Source organism: Pseudomonas sp. LBUM1653 (genome assembly GCF_059716115.1).
This window is the reverse complement of record NZ_CP166803.1, coordinates 607536-622689: the sequence shown is the minus strand read 5'-3', so window position 1 is coordinate 622689 and position 15154 is coordinate 607536. Positions and strand designations below refer to the sequence as shown.

The following is a 15154-nucleotide window of genomic DNA, read 5'->3' as shown; positions in this document are numbered from 1 at the left end:
AGAACACCTGTCTGGCGTCAACTTGGTGCACAGGTAAAAACCTGCGCACCAATTTCAGCCAAAATCCTTGGCACCCCGAAACTTTTCCTACGCCTCCTACAGGTATTTCCTACGCATCCCCGGATTGGCAAGCCCCTTGCTCTAGCCTGAGCATTGTCCATTGCTGGAAGCTTTCCGATGCTGGTGATTCATCGCAGGATCGACCCTCAACCCGACTGGGCCGCCGAGCTGCACCTGACCTTCGAAGCCCGGAGCAAAAGCCGGTTGCGCTGTTTCAGTGCCGAGGGCGAGGACGTCGGGTTGTTTTTGGAGCGCGGTCAATCGCCTTTGTATGACGGCGAATGCCTGCAAGCCGAAGACGGCCGCGTCGTGCGCGTCTGTGCCCGTCCCGAACAATTGCTGCACGTCACCTGCGCCAATGCCTTCGAATTGACCCGTGCCGCCTATCACCTGGGTAATCGCCATGTTGCCCTGCAAGTGGGCGACGGCTGGCTGCGCCTGCTCGACGACTACGTGCTCAAGGCCATGCTCGAACAACTCGGCGCGCAAGCCGAGCACTTCGAAGCTGCGTTTGAACCTGAACACGGCGCCTACGGCGGCGGCCATCACCATTCGCGCCACGGTGACGAAGACTTCAACTATCCGCCAAAACTGCACCAGTTCGGCGTGCGCCCATGAACCCTGCATGGGCACTGCTGCGCCTGGCCAGTCCGCAATTGCCGATTGGCGGCTACAGCTATTCCCAAGGCCTGGAAATGGCCGTGGACAACGGCCGTGTGCACGATCCCGACAGCGCGCGACGCTGGATCAGCGATCAATTGCTGCTCAACCTCGCCCGCTTCGAGGCGCCGCTGCTGCTCGCCCATTGCGTGGCTGCGGCCGAGGAAAACTGGAGCGAACTGCTGCAGCGCTGTGAAGAACACCGTGCCAGCCGGGAAACCCGCGAGCTCCATCAGGAAAGCCGGCAAATGGGCTACTCCTTGCAGCAGTTGCTCAACGGCCTGCCTGAACTCGATTCACAGGCCCGCGCCTTTCTCGCACAACGGCCCGAACCCCACCTGGCCCTGGGCTGGGCGTTGGCCGCTCGCGCCTGGCGGATCAGCCCGCAGGATGCACTGGCCGCGTGGCTCTGGAGCTGGCTGGAAAACCAATTGGCGGTACTGATGAAAACCCTGCCGCTGGGCCAGCAGGCCGCGCAGCGCTTGACCAGTGAACTGCTGCCGCTGCTGCAACAAGCCCAGCAGGATGCTACCCGAATCAACCCCGAACACTTTGGCAGCGCCGCGGTTGGCCTGTCCCTGGCGTGTATGGCCCACGAGCGCCAGTACAGCCGCCTGTTCCGTTCCTAGGGCCTGTTATTTTGGCCGCCCTTTTTTGGAGAACCACATGAACACACAACCCTTGCGCGTCGGCATCGGCGGCCCGGTCGGTTCCGGTAAAACCGCCCTGACCCTGGCCCTGTGCCTGGCCCTGCGCGAACGCTACAACCTGGCGGTGGTGACCAACGACATCTACACCCGCGAAGACGCTGATTTTTTGGTGCGCAACCAAGCGCTGGCGCCGGAACGCATTATTGGCGTGGAAACCGGCGGCTGCCCGCACACGGCGATCCGCGAAGACGCCTCGATCAACCTTGAAGCTGTGGATCAGTTGAACCGCCGTTTCCCGGGGTTGGACCTGATTCTGGTGGAGTCCGGTGGCGACAATCTCTCGGCCACCTTTAGCCCGGAGCTGTCCGACCTGACCATCTACGTGATCGACGTTTCCGCGGGTGACAAGCTGCCGCGCAAAGGCGGGCCGGGGATCTGCAAATCCGATCTGCTGGTGATCAATAAAATTGACCTGGCACCCTTGGTGGGTGCTTCGCTGACACTGATGGACAGCGACACCACGCGCATGCGCAACGGCAAGCCGTTCGTGTTCAGCAATCAGAAAACCGGCCAGGGCCTGGACGCGATCATCGCCTTCATCGAACGCCAGGGCCTGCTGACGGCAGCCTGATCAAGATTTATCAACAAGGAAGCTTCTCCATGACACTGAAACGCATTCTGGGCGCCATGACCTTGCTGTTGACACCGGCCATTGCGTTCGCCCACCCGGGGCACGGTGACAACGGCCTTTTCGCCGGCATCAGCCACCCGATCGGTGGTCTCGACCATTTGCTGGCGATGCTCGCGGTCGGCCTGTGGGCGGCGCAGCAGCAAGGTGCTGCGCGCTGGGCGCTGCCGTGCACTTTCGTTGGCACCCTGCTGATCGGCGGGCTGCTGGGTTTTGAAGGGCTGGAACTGCCGGCGCTTGAAAGCGGGATTGCCACGTCGGTGCTTGCGCTGGGCCTGGCAGTGGCCTTGGTGGTGCGTCCACCGTTGAGCGTGGCAATGGGTGCAACGGCGTTGTTTGCGCTGTTCCACGGTGTGGCCCATGGCCTGGAATTGCCGGACATGTCGAGTCCTTGGGCGTATGCCGCGGGTTTTGTGGTGGCAACAGCAGCGTTGCATGCCGCAGGTTATGCGTTAGTGCGGGTGTTGCCGCAAGCTGCTGCGCCACTAGTGCGACTGGCGGGTGCGGCGTCGGCGGCGACAGGCGTGTGGTTGTTGGCCGGCTGATTCTCTATCGCCTGTGATGGCCTCTTCGCGAGCAGGCTCGCTCCCACATTTTGCCCTGCGTACACAGCTCCACTGTGGGAGCGAGCCTGCTCGCGAAGACGGCCTCAGAGACAACACACCTCTCAGGCCTGCTAACATGTCGCGCAATCAACCCTGCCGTGACGACGCCAGCCAATGCCGCCTGTTTCCCGCTCCGCCTCCCAGCCTGAACTGACCGCCCTGTTTGCCTCGGTGCAACAGCACTTCCAGGACGTGATCGTGCCGCTTTGGCAAGGTCCCGGCTGGAATGCCGACATGGCGCTGCCCTATGAGGCGCTGGACGCCGAGCACAATCCGCTGCCCCCCCAACGCTATCGGGCCATGGCCTGCGCGCGGCAGCTGTATCTGTTTGCCAGCCTCATCGGCCAGGTGCCAGGCGCGCACGAGCGCGCGGCGGCGCTATTCCGTTCCTTGCAGCGGCACTTCCACGATGCAGAGCACGGCGGCTGGTTCTACAGCATCGACCCGCAGGGCGCGCCGCTGGATCAGCGTAAAGACCTCTACACTCACGCATTCATTCTGTTCGCTTGCGCCCATTACTGGGACAAAGTCCGCGAGCCGCTGGTGGAATCGGTGCTCAACGCTGCCCTGGAAGTGATCGCGCAACGTTTCGCCAGCGGCGACGGCCTCTACGAAGCGAGCCTTGAGCGTGACTGGTCATCATTGAACAGCGGACCGCTGCAGAATCCGTTGATGCACTTGGCTGAAGCCTTCCTCGCCACGCTGTCGGTGCGCGAAGACCTCGCTGTGCAACAGGCGCTTGTCGACTTATGCACAGGGATGCAGAAGCGTTTTATCGATCCGCAACACGGCGTGTTGATGGAAAAACCGCTGGGTGCTGTGGATAACTGGTTCGAACCGGGCCACCAGTTCGAGTGGTATTTCCTGCTGGAGTCGTCCGAGCTGCTGCGCGGTTCAACATTGCATGCTTCGCTGGAGCGCGCCTTTGCCTTCACCGAACAACTGGGCGTCGATCAACAGACCGGTGCCGTGCGGGCCATGCTGGACCTGGGACCGGACGGCGGTTCTCGGGACGCGACGCAGCGAATCTGGGCCCAGGCCGAGTACCTGCGCGCACTGACGCTGCGTCCGGGCAGTGAGGCTTCGCTGTTGCGTCAATTGCAGGCATTGCAACAGCGCTCGCTGCACGCGGGTGGCTGGTATGAGTGCCGTGATGAACACGGTGAAGTGAGCCGTCGGGATATGCCGTCGACTACGCCTTATCACTTGGCAACTTGTTATCGTGGGTTGGCTGAGTATCTTCGCTGACTGAAAGAACGCTTTCGCGCTTTCACGCAATCCACTTGCGATCCCCGGTAAAACTGATGGTCAGCCACCTCGCCGCATCAGGCTTGCCGAGCTTCGCGGAAATTTCCTCTCGCAGTGCATCCAGTTGCAGCACGCTGTGCAGTCGATAATCCGTCGGCAGCACGATGTGAATCTCGATAAAACAGGCCCGGCCGTGTTTCTGCACATAGGAAATGTAGTCGTCGAAACCATGCTCGATCTTCGCCGCCGCCAGCACCTGATTCACCTTGTCGTCCAGCTGATCGGGGGCAATCCCCAGCACGTCGCGAAGCGCCGGGCCAAGAATCTTGAAGGCTGGCGCGAGCATGCTCAGGGCCAGCAGAATCAGGATCAACGGATCGACGTAAACCGCCCACTCGGCATAACCCTGGGTTTTCAGCAACAGTGCGGCAAGGAAGCTCACCAGCAAGCCTGCCGACAGCATCGCGTCCACCAGCCAGCTGATGTTGTCGAACTGCAGTAACGTTGATTTCAGTTTTCGATTGCGATGGCGCACATAGAAGAAATAGGCGAACTCAACGACGGTAAACACCGCGGCGTAGACGATCACCAGCCCAAGCTCTATCTCACGGCCCCCATTGATGATGCCGAACACACCGTTGAGAAACGCGTAGATGGCGATCAGTAACAGGAAGCTGCCTTCGATCAGCAGCACCATAGGTTCCAGGTGCCAGAAACCAAACTGGAAGCGTTGGTTGCTTTCCTTGGCGATCAACCTCGCGGTGATCAGCATCAGCACCTTGATGAAAGTCGCGATTAGCGAGAAGAAGCCATCGAAAAGAATGGATTGAGCGCCTGATACGAAACCGGTGAGGATCCCGGCGATCGCCACGGCCAGCATCAGGAACGTCGATTGCTTGAGCAGCGCCTGCTCGCCTCGATTGCTCACATGGTCTCCTCGAAAACCTTGAACCGCAGGGTGTGGCGGGTTGTTGGGTGAGGAGTCTAGCTGATGTCTTGTGTTGTCTGTTCCGGCCCCTTCGCGAGCAGGCTCGCTCCCACAAGGATCGCGTTGAACCTGTGGGAGCGAGCCTGCTCGCGATTGGCCTTTACTCGGTGTTACACCTTGCCACCACTGCGATCAATCGCAAACCCCGCCCAGGTCTGGCTCACCGGCATCAGCTCCACGCTGTTGATATTGATGTGCGCCGGGGCATTGAGCACCCAGAAGATGGTATCGGCAATGTCTTGCGGCTGGATCGGGTCGGCACCGGCATAGGTGGCGTTGTAACGCTCCTGGTCACCGGCAAAACGCACCAGCGAGAACTCGCTTTCACACAGGCCCGGTTCGATGTTGCTGACCCGCACGCCGGTTCCCTGAAGGTCGCAGCGCAGATTCAGGGAGAATTGTTTGACAAACGCCTTGCTCGCGCCATACACATGGCTGCCCGGGTAAGGATAATTTCCGGCGATAGAACCCAGGTTGACGATGCCCGCGCCACGACCGTGGGCAATCAGGCGCGGCAACAGCAAGCGGGTGCTGTACATCAAGCCTTTGACGTTGGTATCGACCATGGTGTCCCAATCGTCCAGGTCGCACTTCGGCGCCGGATCGACACCCAAGGCCAGGCCAGCGTTGTTGATAAGTCCGCGCAGCTTGGCAAAGGACGGCGGCAGATTGGCGATGGCTTCTTCCATGGCCTTGCGGTCACGCACATCGAGCACCAGGCCGTGCACCTCGGTCTGCTTCGACAGTTCGGCGCACAGGGCGTTGAGGCGCTCTTCACGACGCCCCGTCAGCACCAGTTTCCAGCCGGCCTCGGCAAAACGACGGGCACAGGCTTCACCAAAACCGGAAGTCGCGCCGGTAATGAACAGGGTGTTGGACATGGTGTTCTCCTTGCTACGGCTGATCGGCAGCCATTGGAATAGAAAATCAGCAGGCAGCATGCCCGGCCTTGCGCACAGCGGCAACCGGCGCGCCACCTGTACAAAAAATGAGCAAAAGTTGCAACGCCTTACCGGCCGTGGCTTGCAGCCATGTGCACGCACCTTATCCACAGCCCCATCCACACATTCCGGGGGCAAGTGGAAAAGCTGAAAGCCGCTATCCACAAGGCTTTGCGGGCTGATTTGAAACTTTTTTGCTTGACCCCCATTGGCCCGCTGTGTAGCCCCTGGTCAATTTCCCGACCGGGCGGTCAAGCCTGCGATGGCGCCAAGCCAGTAACTACGGCCCTCAGCCAAGTCTTTCCAGTGTTTAACCACAGACTTATCCACAGGCCTGTCCGCTGCATTTCGCCGCACTTTCTTCACCAAGAAAAAGGTTGACAAAGCTACCTTGAACGTCGGAAAAAAAGCCTGATCAAAAAACAACCACAGCGCTGCAAGCCACGGATTCAAAGGCTCTCAGCCAGCTACTCCCACGTTATTCACAGCCAGCTCCACAGCAAACGGGGACAAGTCAAAACCGTGACAAAACAACTATTTGCAGCGGCTTTATGTCGCGTTTTCGGAGGTCGACAATTTTGTTTTCCACAATTTCCCTTTACCTCAAACCGCCGCTCTTGTAGGAGCTGCCGCAGGCTGCGATCTTTTGATTTTGATTGTTAAAAAACAAGATCAAAAGATCGCAGCCTCGTTTCACTCGACAGCTCCTACAGGGGCGAAAAAAAACGCCCTGATTTCGTCAGGGCGTTTTCATTGGACGTTAAGGTTTAGTGCCCGCCGAGATAGGCGTTACGCACATCCTCGTTGACCAGCAGCTCCTTGCCGGTACCGCTCATGCGAATCTCGCCGTTGACCATCACATAGGCCCGGTCCGACAGCCGCAGCGCGTGGTTGGCGTTCTGCTCGACCAGGAAAATGGTCATGCCGGTCTTGGCCAGTTCCCGCAGCGTCGCGAAGATCTGCTTGACCACGATGGGCGCCAGCCCAAGGCTCGGCTCATCGAGTAACAGCAATTTCGGACGGCTCATCAGGGCACGGGCGATGGCCAGCATCTGCTGCTCGCCACCGGACATGGTCATCGCACGCTGGGTGCGCCGCTCTTCGAGCCGCGGGAACAGCTGGAACATGCGTTGCATGTCTTCCTTGGCGTACTTGTCGCCAATGGGGATGGTGCCCATCAGCAGGTTTTCCTCGACCGTCATGTCGGGGAACACCCGCCGCCCTTCCGGCGATTGTGCGATGCCGTTGGAGGCGATGTAGTGGGACGACTTGTGGGTAATGTCCACGCCCTGATAGAGGATCTGCCCGTCCGCCGCGCGCGGCTGACCGAAGATCGACATCAGCAGGGTCGACTTGCCGGCACCGTTGGAGCCGATCAGGCTGACGGTTTCCCCTTCGTTGATGTGCAGCGAGACGTTCTTCAGGGCCTGGATCGGCCCGTAGAACACGTCCAGGTCCTTGAGTTCGAGGATGGGTTGGGTCATACCACCTCCTCTTCATCGGCGCCCAGGTAGGCGGCAATCACTTTCGGGTCGTTGCGAATCGCATCGGGGCCGCCCTCGGCGATGACGATGCCGTGGTCCAGCACCACGATGTGGTCGGAAATACTCATTACCATGCCCATGTCGTGTTCGATCAGCACCACGGTCAGATCGTGCTCGTCGCGCAGCAGCCGGATCATCGCGCTCAGCGCTTCGGTTTCCTGAGGGTTGAGGCCGGCGGCCGGTTCGTCGAGGCAGATGATCTGCGGACGGGTGCACATGGCCCGGGCGATTTCCAGACGGCGTTGCTGGCCGTAGGACAGTTCACCGGCCAGGCGGTTGGCGCAGTCCACCAGGTCCACCACTTCCAGCCAGTAGAAGGCATGGTCCAGCGCATCACTTTCGGCCTTGCGATAGCCCTTGGTGTTGAGGATGCCGGCCAGCATGTTGCGGTTGACCCACATGTGCTGGGCCACCAGCAGGTTTTCCAGCACCGACATTTCCTTGAACAGGCGAATGTTCTGGAACGTCCGCGCCAGGCCGGCGCGGTTCACCAGGTGGGTGCCGCCAAACATCTTGTAACGGAGCCGGGTGATGAAGCTTTTTGGCGAAACGAAATCGGTCGGCTTGAACGACTCGCCCAGCAACTTGATGACGTTGGTCTGTTGCCCACGCACGTTGAGTTCGATCTTGCCGCCGGAGGCCTTGTAGAACCCGGTCAGGCAGTTGAACACGGTGGTCTTGCCGGCGCCGTTGGGGCCGATCAGGGCGAAGATCGAGTTGCGCTTGACCTTCAGGCTGACATCATTCAACGCCTTGATGCCGCCGAAGTGCATCATCAGCTTCTCTACGGAGAGTACGACTTCGCTCATGGCGCTACTCCTTTACGCGGGGTCACACCGGTACGGCTGATCCGAATCAGCCCGCGCGGTCGCCAGATCATCATTAACACCATCAGGACGCCGAACAGCAGCACGCGGTATTCGGCGAAGCCACGCAGCAGTTCCGGGGCCACGGTCAGTACGAAGGCCGCAATCACCACACCGATGGTCGAGCCCATGCCGCCGAGTACCACGATGGCGAGGATCAAGGCCGATTCGAAGAAGGTGAACGAGGTCGGGTTGACGAAACCCTGGTAGGTGGCGAAGAACACGCCGGCCAGGCCGGCCGTCGATGCGCCGATGGTGAATGCCGAGAGCTTGACCAGCACGTGGTTCAGACCCATGGAGCGGCAAGCGATCTCATCCTCGCGCAGCGCTTCCCAGGCACGGCCGACAGGCATGCGGGTCAGGCGATGCTTGATGTACAACACGGCCAGTACCACCAGGAACAACACCGCGTAGATGAAGTAGTACTTCACGTCCGAGTTGTAGGCGATGCCGAAGAACTCATGGAACGGGACGCCCCCCTCCTTCGCGCGCTTGCCGAACTCGAGGCCGAAGAAGGTCGGCAACGGAGCCGCCATACCGTTCGGGCCACCTGTCAGGGACAGCCAGTTGTTGAGGATCAGGCGAATGATTTCACCGAAACCCAGGGTCACGATTGCCAGGTAGTCACCGTGCAGGCGCAGCACCGGGAAGCCGAGGATGCAACCGGCAAGGCCTGCAGTAATGGCCGCCAGCGGCAGCACCGTCCAGAAACCCAGTCCGAGGTATTGATAACCCAGCGCCAGGCCGTAGGCACCGATGGCGTAGAACGCCACGTAACCCAGGTCGAGCAGACCCGCCAGACCGACCACGATGTTCAGGCCCAGGCCCAGCAATACGTAGATCAGCCCGAGGATCACCACCCCCAGCAGGTAGGAGTTGGAGAAAAACGGGAACACCACGGCAATGACGATCACCAGCGGGATGATCCAGCGCAAGCGGGATTTGTAATCAGGCGGCAGTACATGAACCCCGGAGCCGGTGCTTTCAAAGCCTTCAAGAATTTTCAGGCCTTTTGGCGTTTGCAGGAACAGGCTCAGGGCAAATCGGCCCGCCATGACGATGGCGACAATCAATGCCACCCGGGTCGTTTCCAGATTGAAGCCGTAGCCGTCGAGGACCACGCCGACAATCGGACCAAACACAATCAGGGCGACAAGGCCGGCGAGAATCGCGTCAACCAGGCTTCTTTTGAGATCAATGGTTTTTTGAGTGGTTGAAGACATCGCTTACACCTTCGACACAAGAGGACGGCCGAGCAGGCCTTGGGGCCGAAAGACCAGAACGAGAACCAACAGCGAGAAGCTGAAAACGTCTTTGTAGTCCGAGTTCACCAGGCCAGAGAACAGCGACTCGGAAATCCCGAGGATGATCCCGCCCAGCATCGCGCCTGGCAGTGAGCCGATCCCGCCGAGCACCGCGGCAGTGAACGCCTTGATGCCGATGATGAAGCCGGCATAGAAGTCGAACGTGCCGTAGTTCATGGTGATCAGTACGCCAGCCAGGGCCGCCATCGCTGCACCGATGATGAACACATAGGAAATCACCCGGTCGGTGTTGATCCCCAGGATCGAAGCCATCTTGCGGTCTTGCTGGGTTGCACGGCACATGCGGCCGAGCTTGGTGTACTTGATGATGTAGGTCAGCAGGGCCATCCCGACGAACGCTGCGACCAGAATGAACACCTTGGTGTAGGTCAACTGCACGAAACCTGTGCCGACTTCAACGCGCCACGCCCCGCTGAGCAAGGTTGGTACGCCTTGTTGCTTGGCGCCCTGGGCGATCTGCGCATAGTTTTGCAGGATCAGCGAAATACCGATGGCGCTGATCAGCGGTGCCAGTCGGGTGGAGTTACGCAGGGGTTTGTAGGCGACGCGCTCGATGACCCAGCCATACACCGCCGTGACGACGATGGTGAAGATCAGGGTGCCGAGCATCAGCAGCGGGAAGGATTCAATACCGAAGTATGCCAGCAGAGCCAGACTGATCGCCGCGAGGTAAGCGGAAATCATGTAAACCTCGCCGTGGGCGAAGTTGATCATGCCGATGATGCCATAGACCATTGTGTAGCCGATGGCGATCAGGCCATAGACCGACCCGAGGGTCAGGCCGTTGACCAGTTGCTGCAGGAAAATACCATCCATAACGCAATCTCACGCAATGAGAACCTGTCCACCTGCCGGTGTGCGGTTCCTCTAAGGAAAATACAGATATACGTCGGAGCAATGTCAGCCACGATGAGGCAGGCCACCACGGCCCCTGTGGGAGCTGGCTTGCCTGCGATAGCGGTTGAACATTCAACAAAGTTGTCGCCTGCCAGTCCGTCATCGCGAGCAAGCTCGCTCCCACAGGGGACTCGTAGGGGTCACCCGATTGAGTCAGCCCTTATTTCTGTTTTTCCAGTTGGTGGTATTTGCCATCCTTGTCCCACTGGTAAACCACGTAGTCGGAGATTTTCAGGTCGCCCTTGCTGTCCCAGGTCTTTTCGCCCATGACGGTCTTGACCGGATTTTTCTTCAGCCACGCAGCCGCTTCTTCGCCCTTGTTGGATTTGGCGCCGTTGAAGGCAGCAGCCAGGGTCTGGACCGAAGCGTAGGCGTACAGGGTGTAGCCTTCAGGCTCGGTACCGGCCTTGCGGAATGCGTCTACCACGGTCTTGCTGTCTGGCAGCATGCGTGGGTCGGCACCGAAGGTCATCAGCACGCCGTCAACGAATTGCGGACCGCCAGCGGTGGTCACCAATTCGTCGGTCACGATGCCGTCGTCGGACATGAATTTGACGTCTTTGAGACCTTGTTCACGCAGTTGACGGACCAGAGGACCGGCTTCCGGGTGCAGGCCGCCGAAGTAGACGACGTCAGCGCCGGCACCGCGGATCTTGGTAACGATGGTGCTGAAGTCTTTCTCGCCACGGGTCAAGCCTTCATACAGCACAGGCGTTACGCCGCGCTTGACCAGTTGGGCCTTGGTGGCGTCAGCCAGGCCTTGGCCGTAGGTGTCCTTGTCGTGCAACACCACAACCTTTTTGCCCTTGAGCACGTCGACGATGTAGTCGCCGGCCACGATGCCTTGCTGGTCGTCACGCCCGCACATACGGAACATGGCGCTCAGGCCGCGTTCGGTAACTGCCGGGTTGGTGGAACCTGGAGTGATCGCGATGATGCCCGCTTCGTCGTAGATCTCGGAGGCCGGGATGGTCGACGAGGAGCAGAAGTGACCGACCACGCCGGCGACTTTCTGGTTGGTCAGGTCTTTGGCGACGGTCACAGCCTGTTTCGGTTCGCAGGCGTCATCGCCCTTGACCAGTACGATTTTTTCCCCGTTTACGCCGCCCGCTGCGTTGACCGCATCGGCTGCTGCCTGTGCACCCTTCATGTACTGCTCGCCAAATGCCGCGTTGGCGCCCGTCATTGGACCCGCTACGCCGATCTTGATGTCAGCCTGAGCAAACGCAGAAACACCCAACGCAGTTGCCACTGCGAGGGCCAGAAAGCCTTTCTTGTAAAACGTCTGGGACATGAGGTGGTGCTCCATGGTTTTTTTAATTGGCACTGCGACTTCACTGACTGCTCAGAGCAAGGGCCGTGCCATCGGTTTTTTATTCTGAAAAAAGTCGCTGCTTTATTATTATTTCGACTGTCTCGGGCCCATTTTCATTGGGCGTGCAACCGTCTAAACCGCGGAAGGTAAAACCATTATTTTTTTGAGGCGCAACCCGCCTGCGCCATCATTGCAACCGCGGCACTAAACGACGTGCAACCAGCCTGTAACAACGTGCGTCACCGAAGTGCACACTGCTGGTGCGGGACTGCTACAACCCGCACCACTACAGGCTAGCTGCTGAACGAAAAAGCGCCGCTTTCAACGACAAAAATCAACAATCAGATCACGATCCGCAAGCACTGGCCCGCGTGATACAGCGAAAATCCCGCCTCGTACAGACAGCTGCGCAACCCCACCCCGGCCAATGGCTGCATGGGCGCGAAGGGAATCGGTAGCGCTTGAGGATTTTTGTTACACAGGTAATCGGCAAAGGCTTTGCCGACCACCGTCCCGGTGGTCACGCCCCGGCCGTTGTAACCGGTGACTGCCACTAAACCGGGCGCAGGTTCGAACAGGCGCATCAAATGATCGGGGGTGAAGGCGATACACCCGGTCCAGGTGCACTCCCATTCCACCGGTTTGAGGTAGGGGAAATAATGCTGCTGAACCCGATCGGCCCAGGCCTTGAGAAACCAGGCCGGTTTCTGGTTGCCATTACCGAGACTACCGAGCAGCAGGCGCCCATCCTTATCCCGGCGAATACTGCTGAGCACCTGGCGGGTGTCCCAGGAACCCTGGCCACCGGGCAGGATTTGCTGCGCGGCGTCTTCGGTCAGCGGGACCGAGGCCACTTGATAGTAATAACCGGGGAAGAAATTGCGTCGTAGCTCGGTCCAGTCGCCTTCGGTGTAGGCGTTGGAGGCAATCACCACTTGCTCGGCCAGGACCGAACCCTGCGCGGTTTGCACCGACCAGCGCTGCCCCTGCCGTTCGAGGCGGGTCACCGGGGAATGATCGAACATCTGACCGCCCAGGCCAATGGCCGCCTTGGCCAAACCCGTGGTGTAGGCCATCGGGTTGAGCGTGCCAGCACGGCGATCGAGCAATGCCGCGGCGATTTTCTTGGTGCCCGTCGCTTGCTCACAAGCTTGCCCGGTCAACAGCTCGACGGGTGCGCCACGACGCTTCCATTGCGCTTCACGACTGCGCAAGTCAGCTTCGCCACGGGCGTTGTGCGCCATGTGCAGCGTGCCTTCGCGGCGCAACTGGCAATCGATGTTGTACTTATCCACAAGGCTGAACACCAGGGACGGTGCTGCGCCGAGCATGCGGTTGAGCTGACTCCCCACTGCCTCGCCAAACCCGGCTTCGATCTCGTCGGGTGGAATCCACATGCCGGCATTGACCAGCCCGACGTTGCGCCCAGAGCCGCCGTGACCGGCGCGATGAGCTTCCAGCACACACACCGTCTTGCCCTGCTCCAGAAGATGGACCGCCGCCGACAGTCCGGTAAAACCGGCGCCAATGACGCAGACATCGACCTTCACCTCACCCTTGAGCGCCGAGTTGTCGGGCCTTTGTGGCGTCAATTTTTCCCACAGACACTCTTCGCGTAACGGCATTGCCAGACTCCAACAGAAACCTAACCAACACACACAAATTATTGTGGGAGCGAGCCTGCTCGCGAAAGCGGTATATCAGCCATCATTGATGTCGGCTGACAGGTTGCATTCGCGAGCAGGCTCGCTCCCACAGGGGACCTTGTTTGACTCAAGACTCAGTCGAACGTAATACCCTGCGCCAACGGCAACTCCAGCGAATAGTTCACGGTATTGGTCTGACGACGCATGTAACCACGCCACGCATCGGAACCGGACTCACGGCCGCCGCCCGTCTCTTTCTCACCACCAAACGCACCACCGATTTCTGCGCCGCTCGGGCCGATGTTGACGTTGGCGATGCCGCAGTCACTGCCCACCGCCGACATGAACTGCTCGGCTTCACGCACGTCGGTGGTGAAGATGCACGAGGACAGGCCTTGCGGTACAGCGTTGTTCAAACGCAGGGCTTCGTTGAAATCGCTGTAGCCGACCACGTACAGGATCGGCGCGAAGGTTTCATGGCAGACCACATCGCTCTGCTCCGGCATTTCAACGATGGCCGGCGAAACGTAGTAGGCATTCGGGAATTTGTCTTCCAGCTGACGCTTGCCGCCAAATACCCGGCCACCTTCACTCAGTGCCTGTTCCAGCGCGTCCTGCATATTGTCGAAGCTTTGCTTGTCGATCAGCGGGCCGATCAGGTTACCTTCCAGCGGATGGCCGATGCGCACTTTGGAGTAGGCGGCCTTGAGGCGGGTGACGATTTCTTCCTTCACCGACTCATGGGCGATCAGGCGACGCAGCGTGGTGCAGCGCTGACCGGCAGTGCCGACGGCGCTGAACAGGATTGCGCGAACGGCCATGTCCAGATCGGCGCTTGGGCCAAGGATCATCGCGTTGTTGCCGCCCAGCTCCAGAATGCTGCGGGCGAAACGTGCGGCGATTTTCGGCGCTACTTCACGGCCCATGCGCGTGCTGCCAGTGGCGCTGATCAGCGCGACACGCGGGTCATCGACCAGGGCTTCGCCGGCATCGCGACCGCCAATGACCACCTGGCTCAGGTGCGGTGGCGCATCGCTGAAATTCTTCAGCACGCGGTCGAACAGTGCCTGGCAGGCCAGTGCGGTCAGCGGGGTTTTTTCCGACGGCTTCCAGATCACCGGGTTGCCGCAGACCAGCGCCAGCGTAGTGTTCCAGGCCCAGACCGCCACCGGGAAGTTAAAGGCGCTGATCACGCCGACGACGCCCAGCGGGTGCCAGGTTTCGCGCATGTGGTGGCCAGGACGCTCGGAGGCGATGGTCAAGCCGTACAGTTGACGGGACAGGCCGACGGCGAAGTCGCAGATGTCGATCATTTCCTGAACTTCACCCAGGCCTTCCTGGGTGATTTTGCCCGCTTCCCAGGACACCAGCTCGCCGAGATCGGTCTTGTATTCGCGCAGGATGTCACCCAGTTGCCGCACCAGTTCGCCGCGGCGCGGTGCCGGAACCTTGCGCCACAGTTCGAATGCATGATCTGCACGACTGATGTGCTGCTCGACTTCAGCGGCACCTTCCCAGTTGACGGCGGCAATCTTGCTGCCATCGATCGGCGAATGCACCGGCACTTTGCCGTTCTGGTACAGGGCCGGGTTCACACCAAGACGATCAAGCAATGCGGCAACCATGGGTCACTCCTCAAGCAAAAAACGGAACGTGTGCAGCCGCCGAATCACGACTGATCAGACCTGTAGTTTTAGCGCTCCCGAGGTTACTCAACAAAC

The 15154-nt window shown here is 59.9% G+C and carries 14 protein-coding genes; 5 read left to right on the top strand and 9 right to left on the bottom strand.

Translation table 11 applies throughout. The features are described from left to right. Window positions 1–177: 177 nt before the first annotated feature. The 5 genes from ureE to ACA054_RS02740 all read left to right on the top strand — a co-directional run bounded on the left by ureE (window position 178) and on the right by ACA054_RS02740 (window position 3911). The gene (gene ureE, locus ACA054_RS02760) at window positions 178–678 is read left to right on the top strand and encodes an urease accessory protein UreE (protein ID WP_497688080.1); all 501 of its coding nucleotides are present in this window, start codon (window positions 178–180) and stop codon (window positions 676–678) included. Continuing rightward, on the top strand, window positions 675–1349 hold the full coding sequence (locus tag ACA054_RS02755; protein ID WP_497688079.1) for an urease accessory protein UreF: 675 nt from the start codon (window positions 675–677) through the stop codon (window positions 1347–1349). The genes ureE and ACA054_RS02755 overlap by 4 nt, the downstream gene beginning before the upstream one ends. A gap of 37 nt (window positions 1350–1386) precedes the next feature. Beyond that, complete coding sequence (gene ureG, locus ACA054_RS02750) at window positions 1387–2001, top strand: urease accessory protein UreG (RefSeq protein ID WP_497688078.1); 615 nt, start codon at window positions 1387–1389, stop codon at window positions 1999–2001. A gap of 29 nt (window positions 2002–2030) precedes the next feature. Continuing rightward, on the top strand, window positions 2031–2603 hold the full coding sequence (locus ACA054_RS02745; protein WP_497688077.1) for a HupE/UreJ family protein: 573 nt from the start codon (window positions 2031–2033) through the stop codon (window positions 2601–2603). Window positions 2604–2777: 174 nt separating this feature from the next. Further along, entirely contained in the window at window positions 2778–3911 is a 1134-nt protein-coding gene (locus tag ACA054_RS02740) for an AGE family epimerase/isomerase (protein WP_497688076.1), read from the top strand. 22 nt (window positions 3912–3933) lie between these two features. Here the strand turns inward: ACA054_RS02740 and ACA054_RS02735 are convergent, their stop codons facing one another. The 9 genes from ACA054_RS02735 to amaB form a co-directional block, all read right to left on the bottom strand. Then, window positions 3934–4839 carry a cation diffusion facilitator family transporter gene (locus ACA054_RS02735; protein ID WP_497688075.1) on the bottom strand — a complete coding sequence of 302 codons (906 nt, stop codon included), beginning with the start codon at window positions 4837–4839 and terminating at the stop codon, window positions 3934–3936. A gap of 170 nt (window positions 4840–5009) precedes the next feature. Further along, entirely contained in the window at window positions 5010–5780 is a 771-nt protein-coding gene (locus tag ACA054_RS02730) for an SDR family oxidoreductase (protein ID WP_497688074.1), read from the bottom strand. A gap of 827 nt (window positions 5781–6607) precedes the next feature. Further along, the gene (locus ACA054_RS02725; protein WP_497688073.1) at window positions 6608–7324 is read right to left on the bottom strand and encodes an ABC transporter ATP-binding protein; all 717 of its coding nucleotides are present in this window, start codon (window positions 7322–7324) and stop codon (window positions 6608–6610) included. Further along, window positions 7321–8193, bottom strand: coding sequence for an ABC transporter ATP-binding protein (locus tag ACA054_RS02720; RefSeq protein WP_497688072.1), 873 nt, complete (start codon window positions 8191–8193; stop codon window positions 7321–7323). Before ACA054_RS02720 ends, ACA054_RS02725 begins: the two co-directional genes overlap by 4 nt. After that, a complete protein-coding gene (livM, locus tag ACA054_RS02715) occupies window positions 8190–9473 on the bottom strand; it encodes a high-affinity branched-chain amino acid ABC transporter permease LivM (RefSeq protein WP_497688071.1) in 1284 nt (427 codons plus the stop codon). The genes ACA054_RS02720 and livM overlap by 4 nt, the downstream gene beginning before the upstream one ends. A 3-nt stretch (window positions 9474–9476) precedes the next feature. Further along, window positions 9477–10391, bottom strand: coding sequence for an ABC transporter permease subunit (locus ACA054_RS02710; protein WP_497637717.1), 915 nt, complete (start codon window positions 10389–10391; stop codon window positions 9477–9479). 241 nt (window positions 10392–10632) lie between these two features. Continuing rightward, complete coding sequence (locus tag ACA054_RS02705; RefSeq protein ID WP_053153757.1) at window positions 10633–11766, bottom strand: ABC transporter substrate-binding protein; 1134 nt, start codon at window positions 11764–11766, stop codon at window positions 10633–10635. Between the two features lie 362 nt (window positions 11767–12128). Then, window positions 12129–13412, bottom strand: coding sequence for an L-pipecolate oxidase (amaA, locus tag ACA054_RS02700; protein ID WP_497688070.1), 1284 nt, complete (start codon window positions 13410–13412; stop codon window positions 12129–12131). A gap of 155 nt (window positions 13413–13567) precedes the next feature. Continuing rightward, on the bottom strand, window positions 13568–15058 hold the full coding sequence (gene amaB, locus ACA054_RS02695; protein ID WP_497688069.1) for an L-piperidine-6-carboxylate dehydrogenase: 1491 nt from the start codon (window positions 15056–15058) through the stop codon (window positions 13568–13570). Window positions 15059–15154 lie beyond the last annotated feature (96 nt).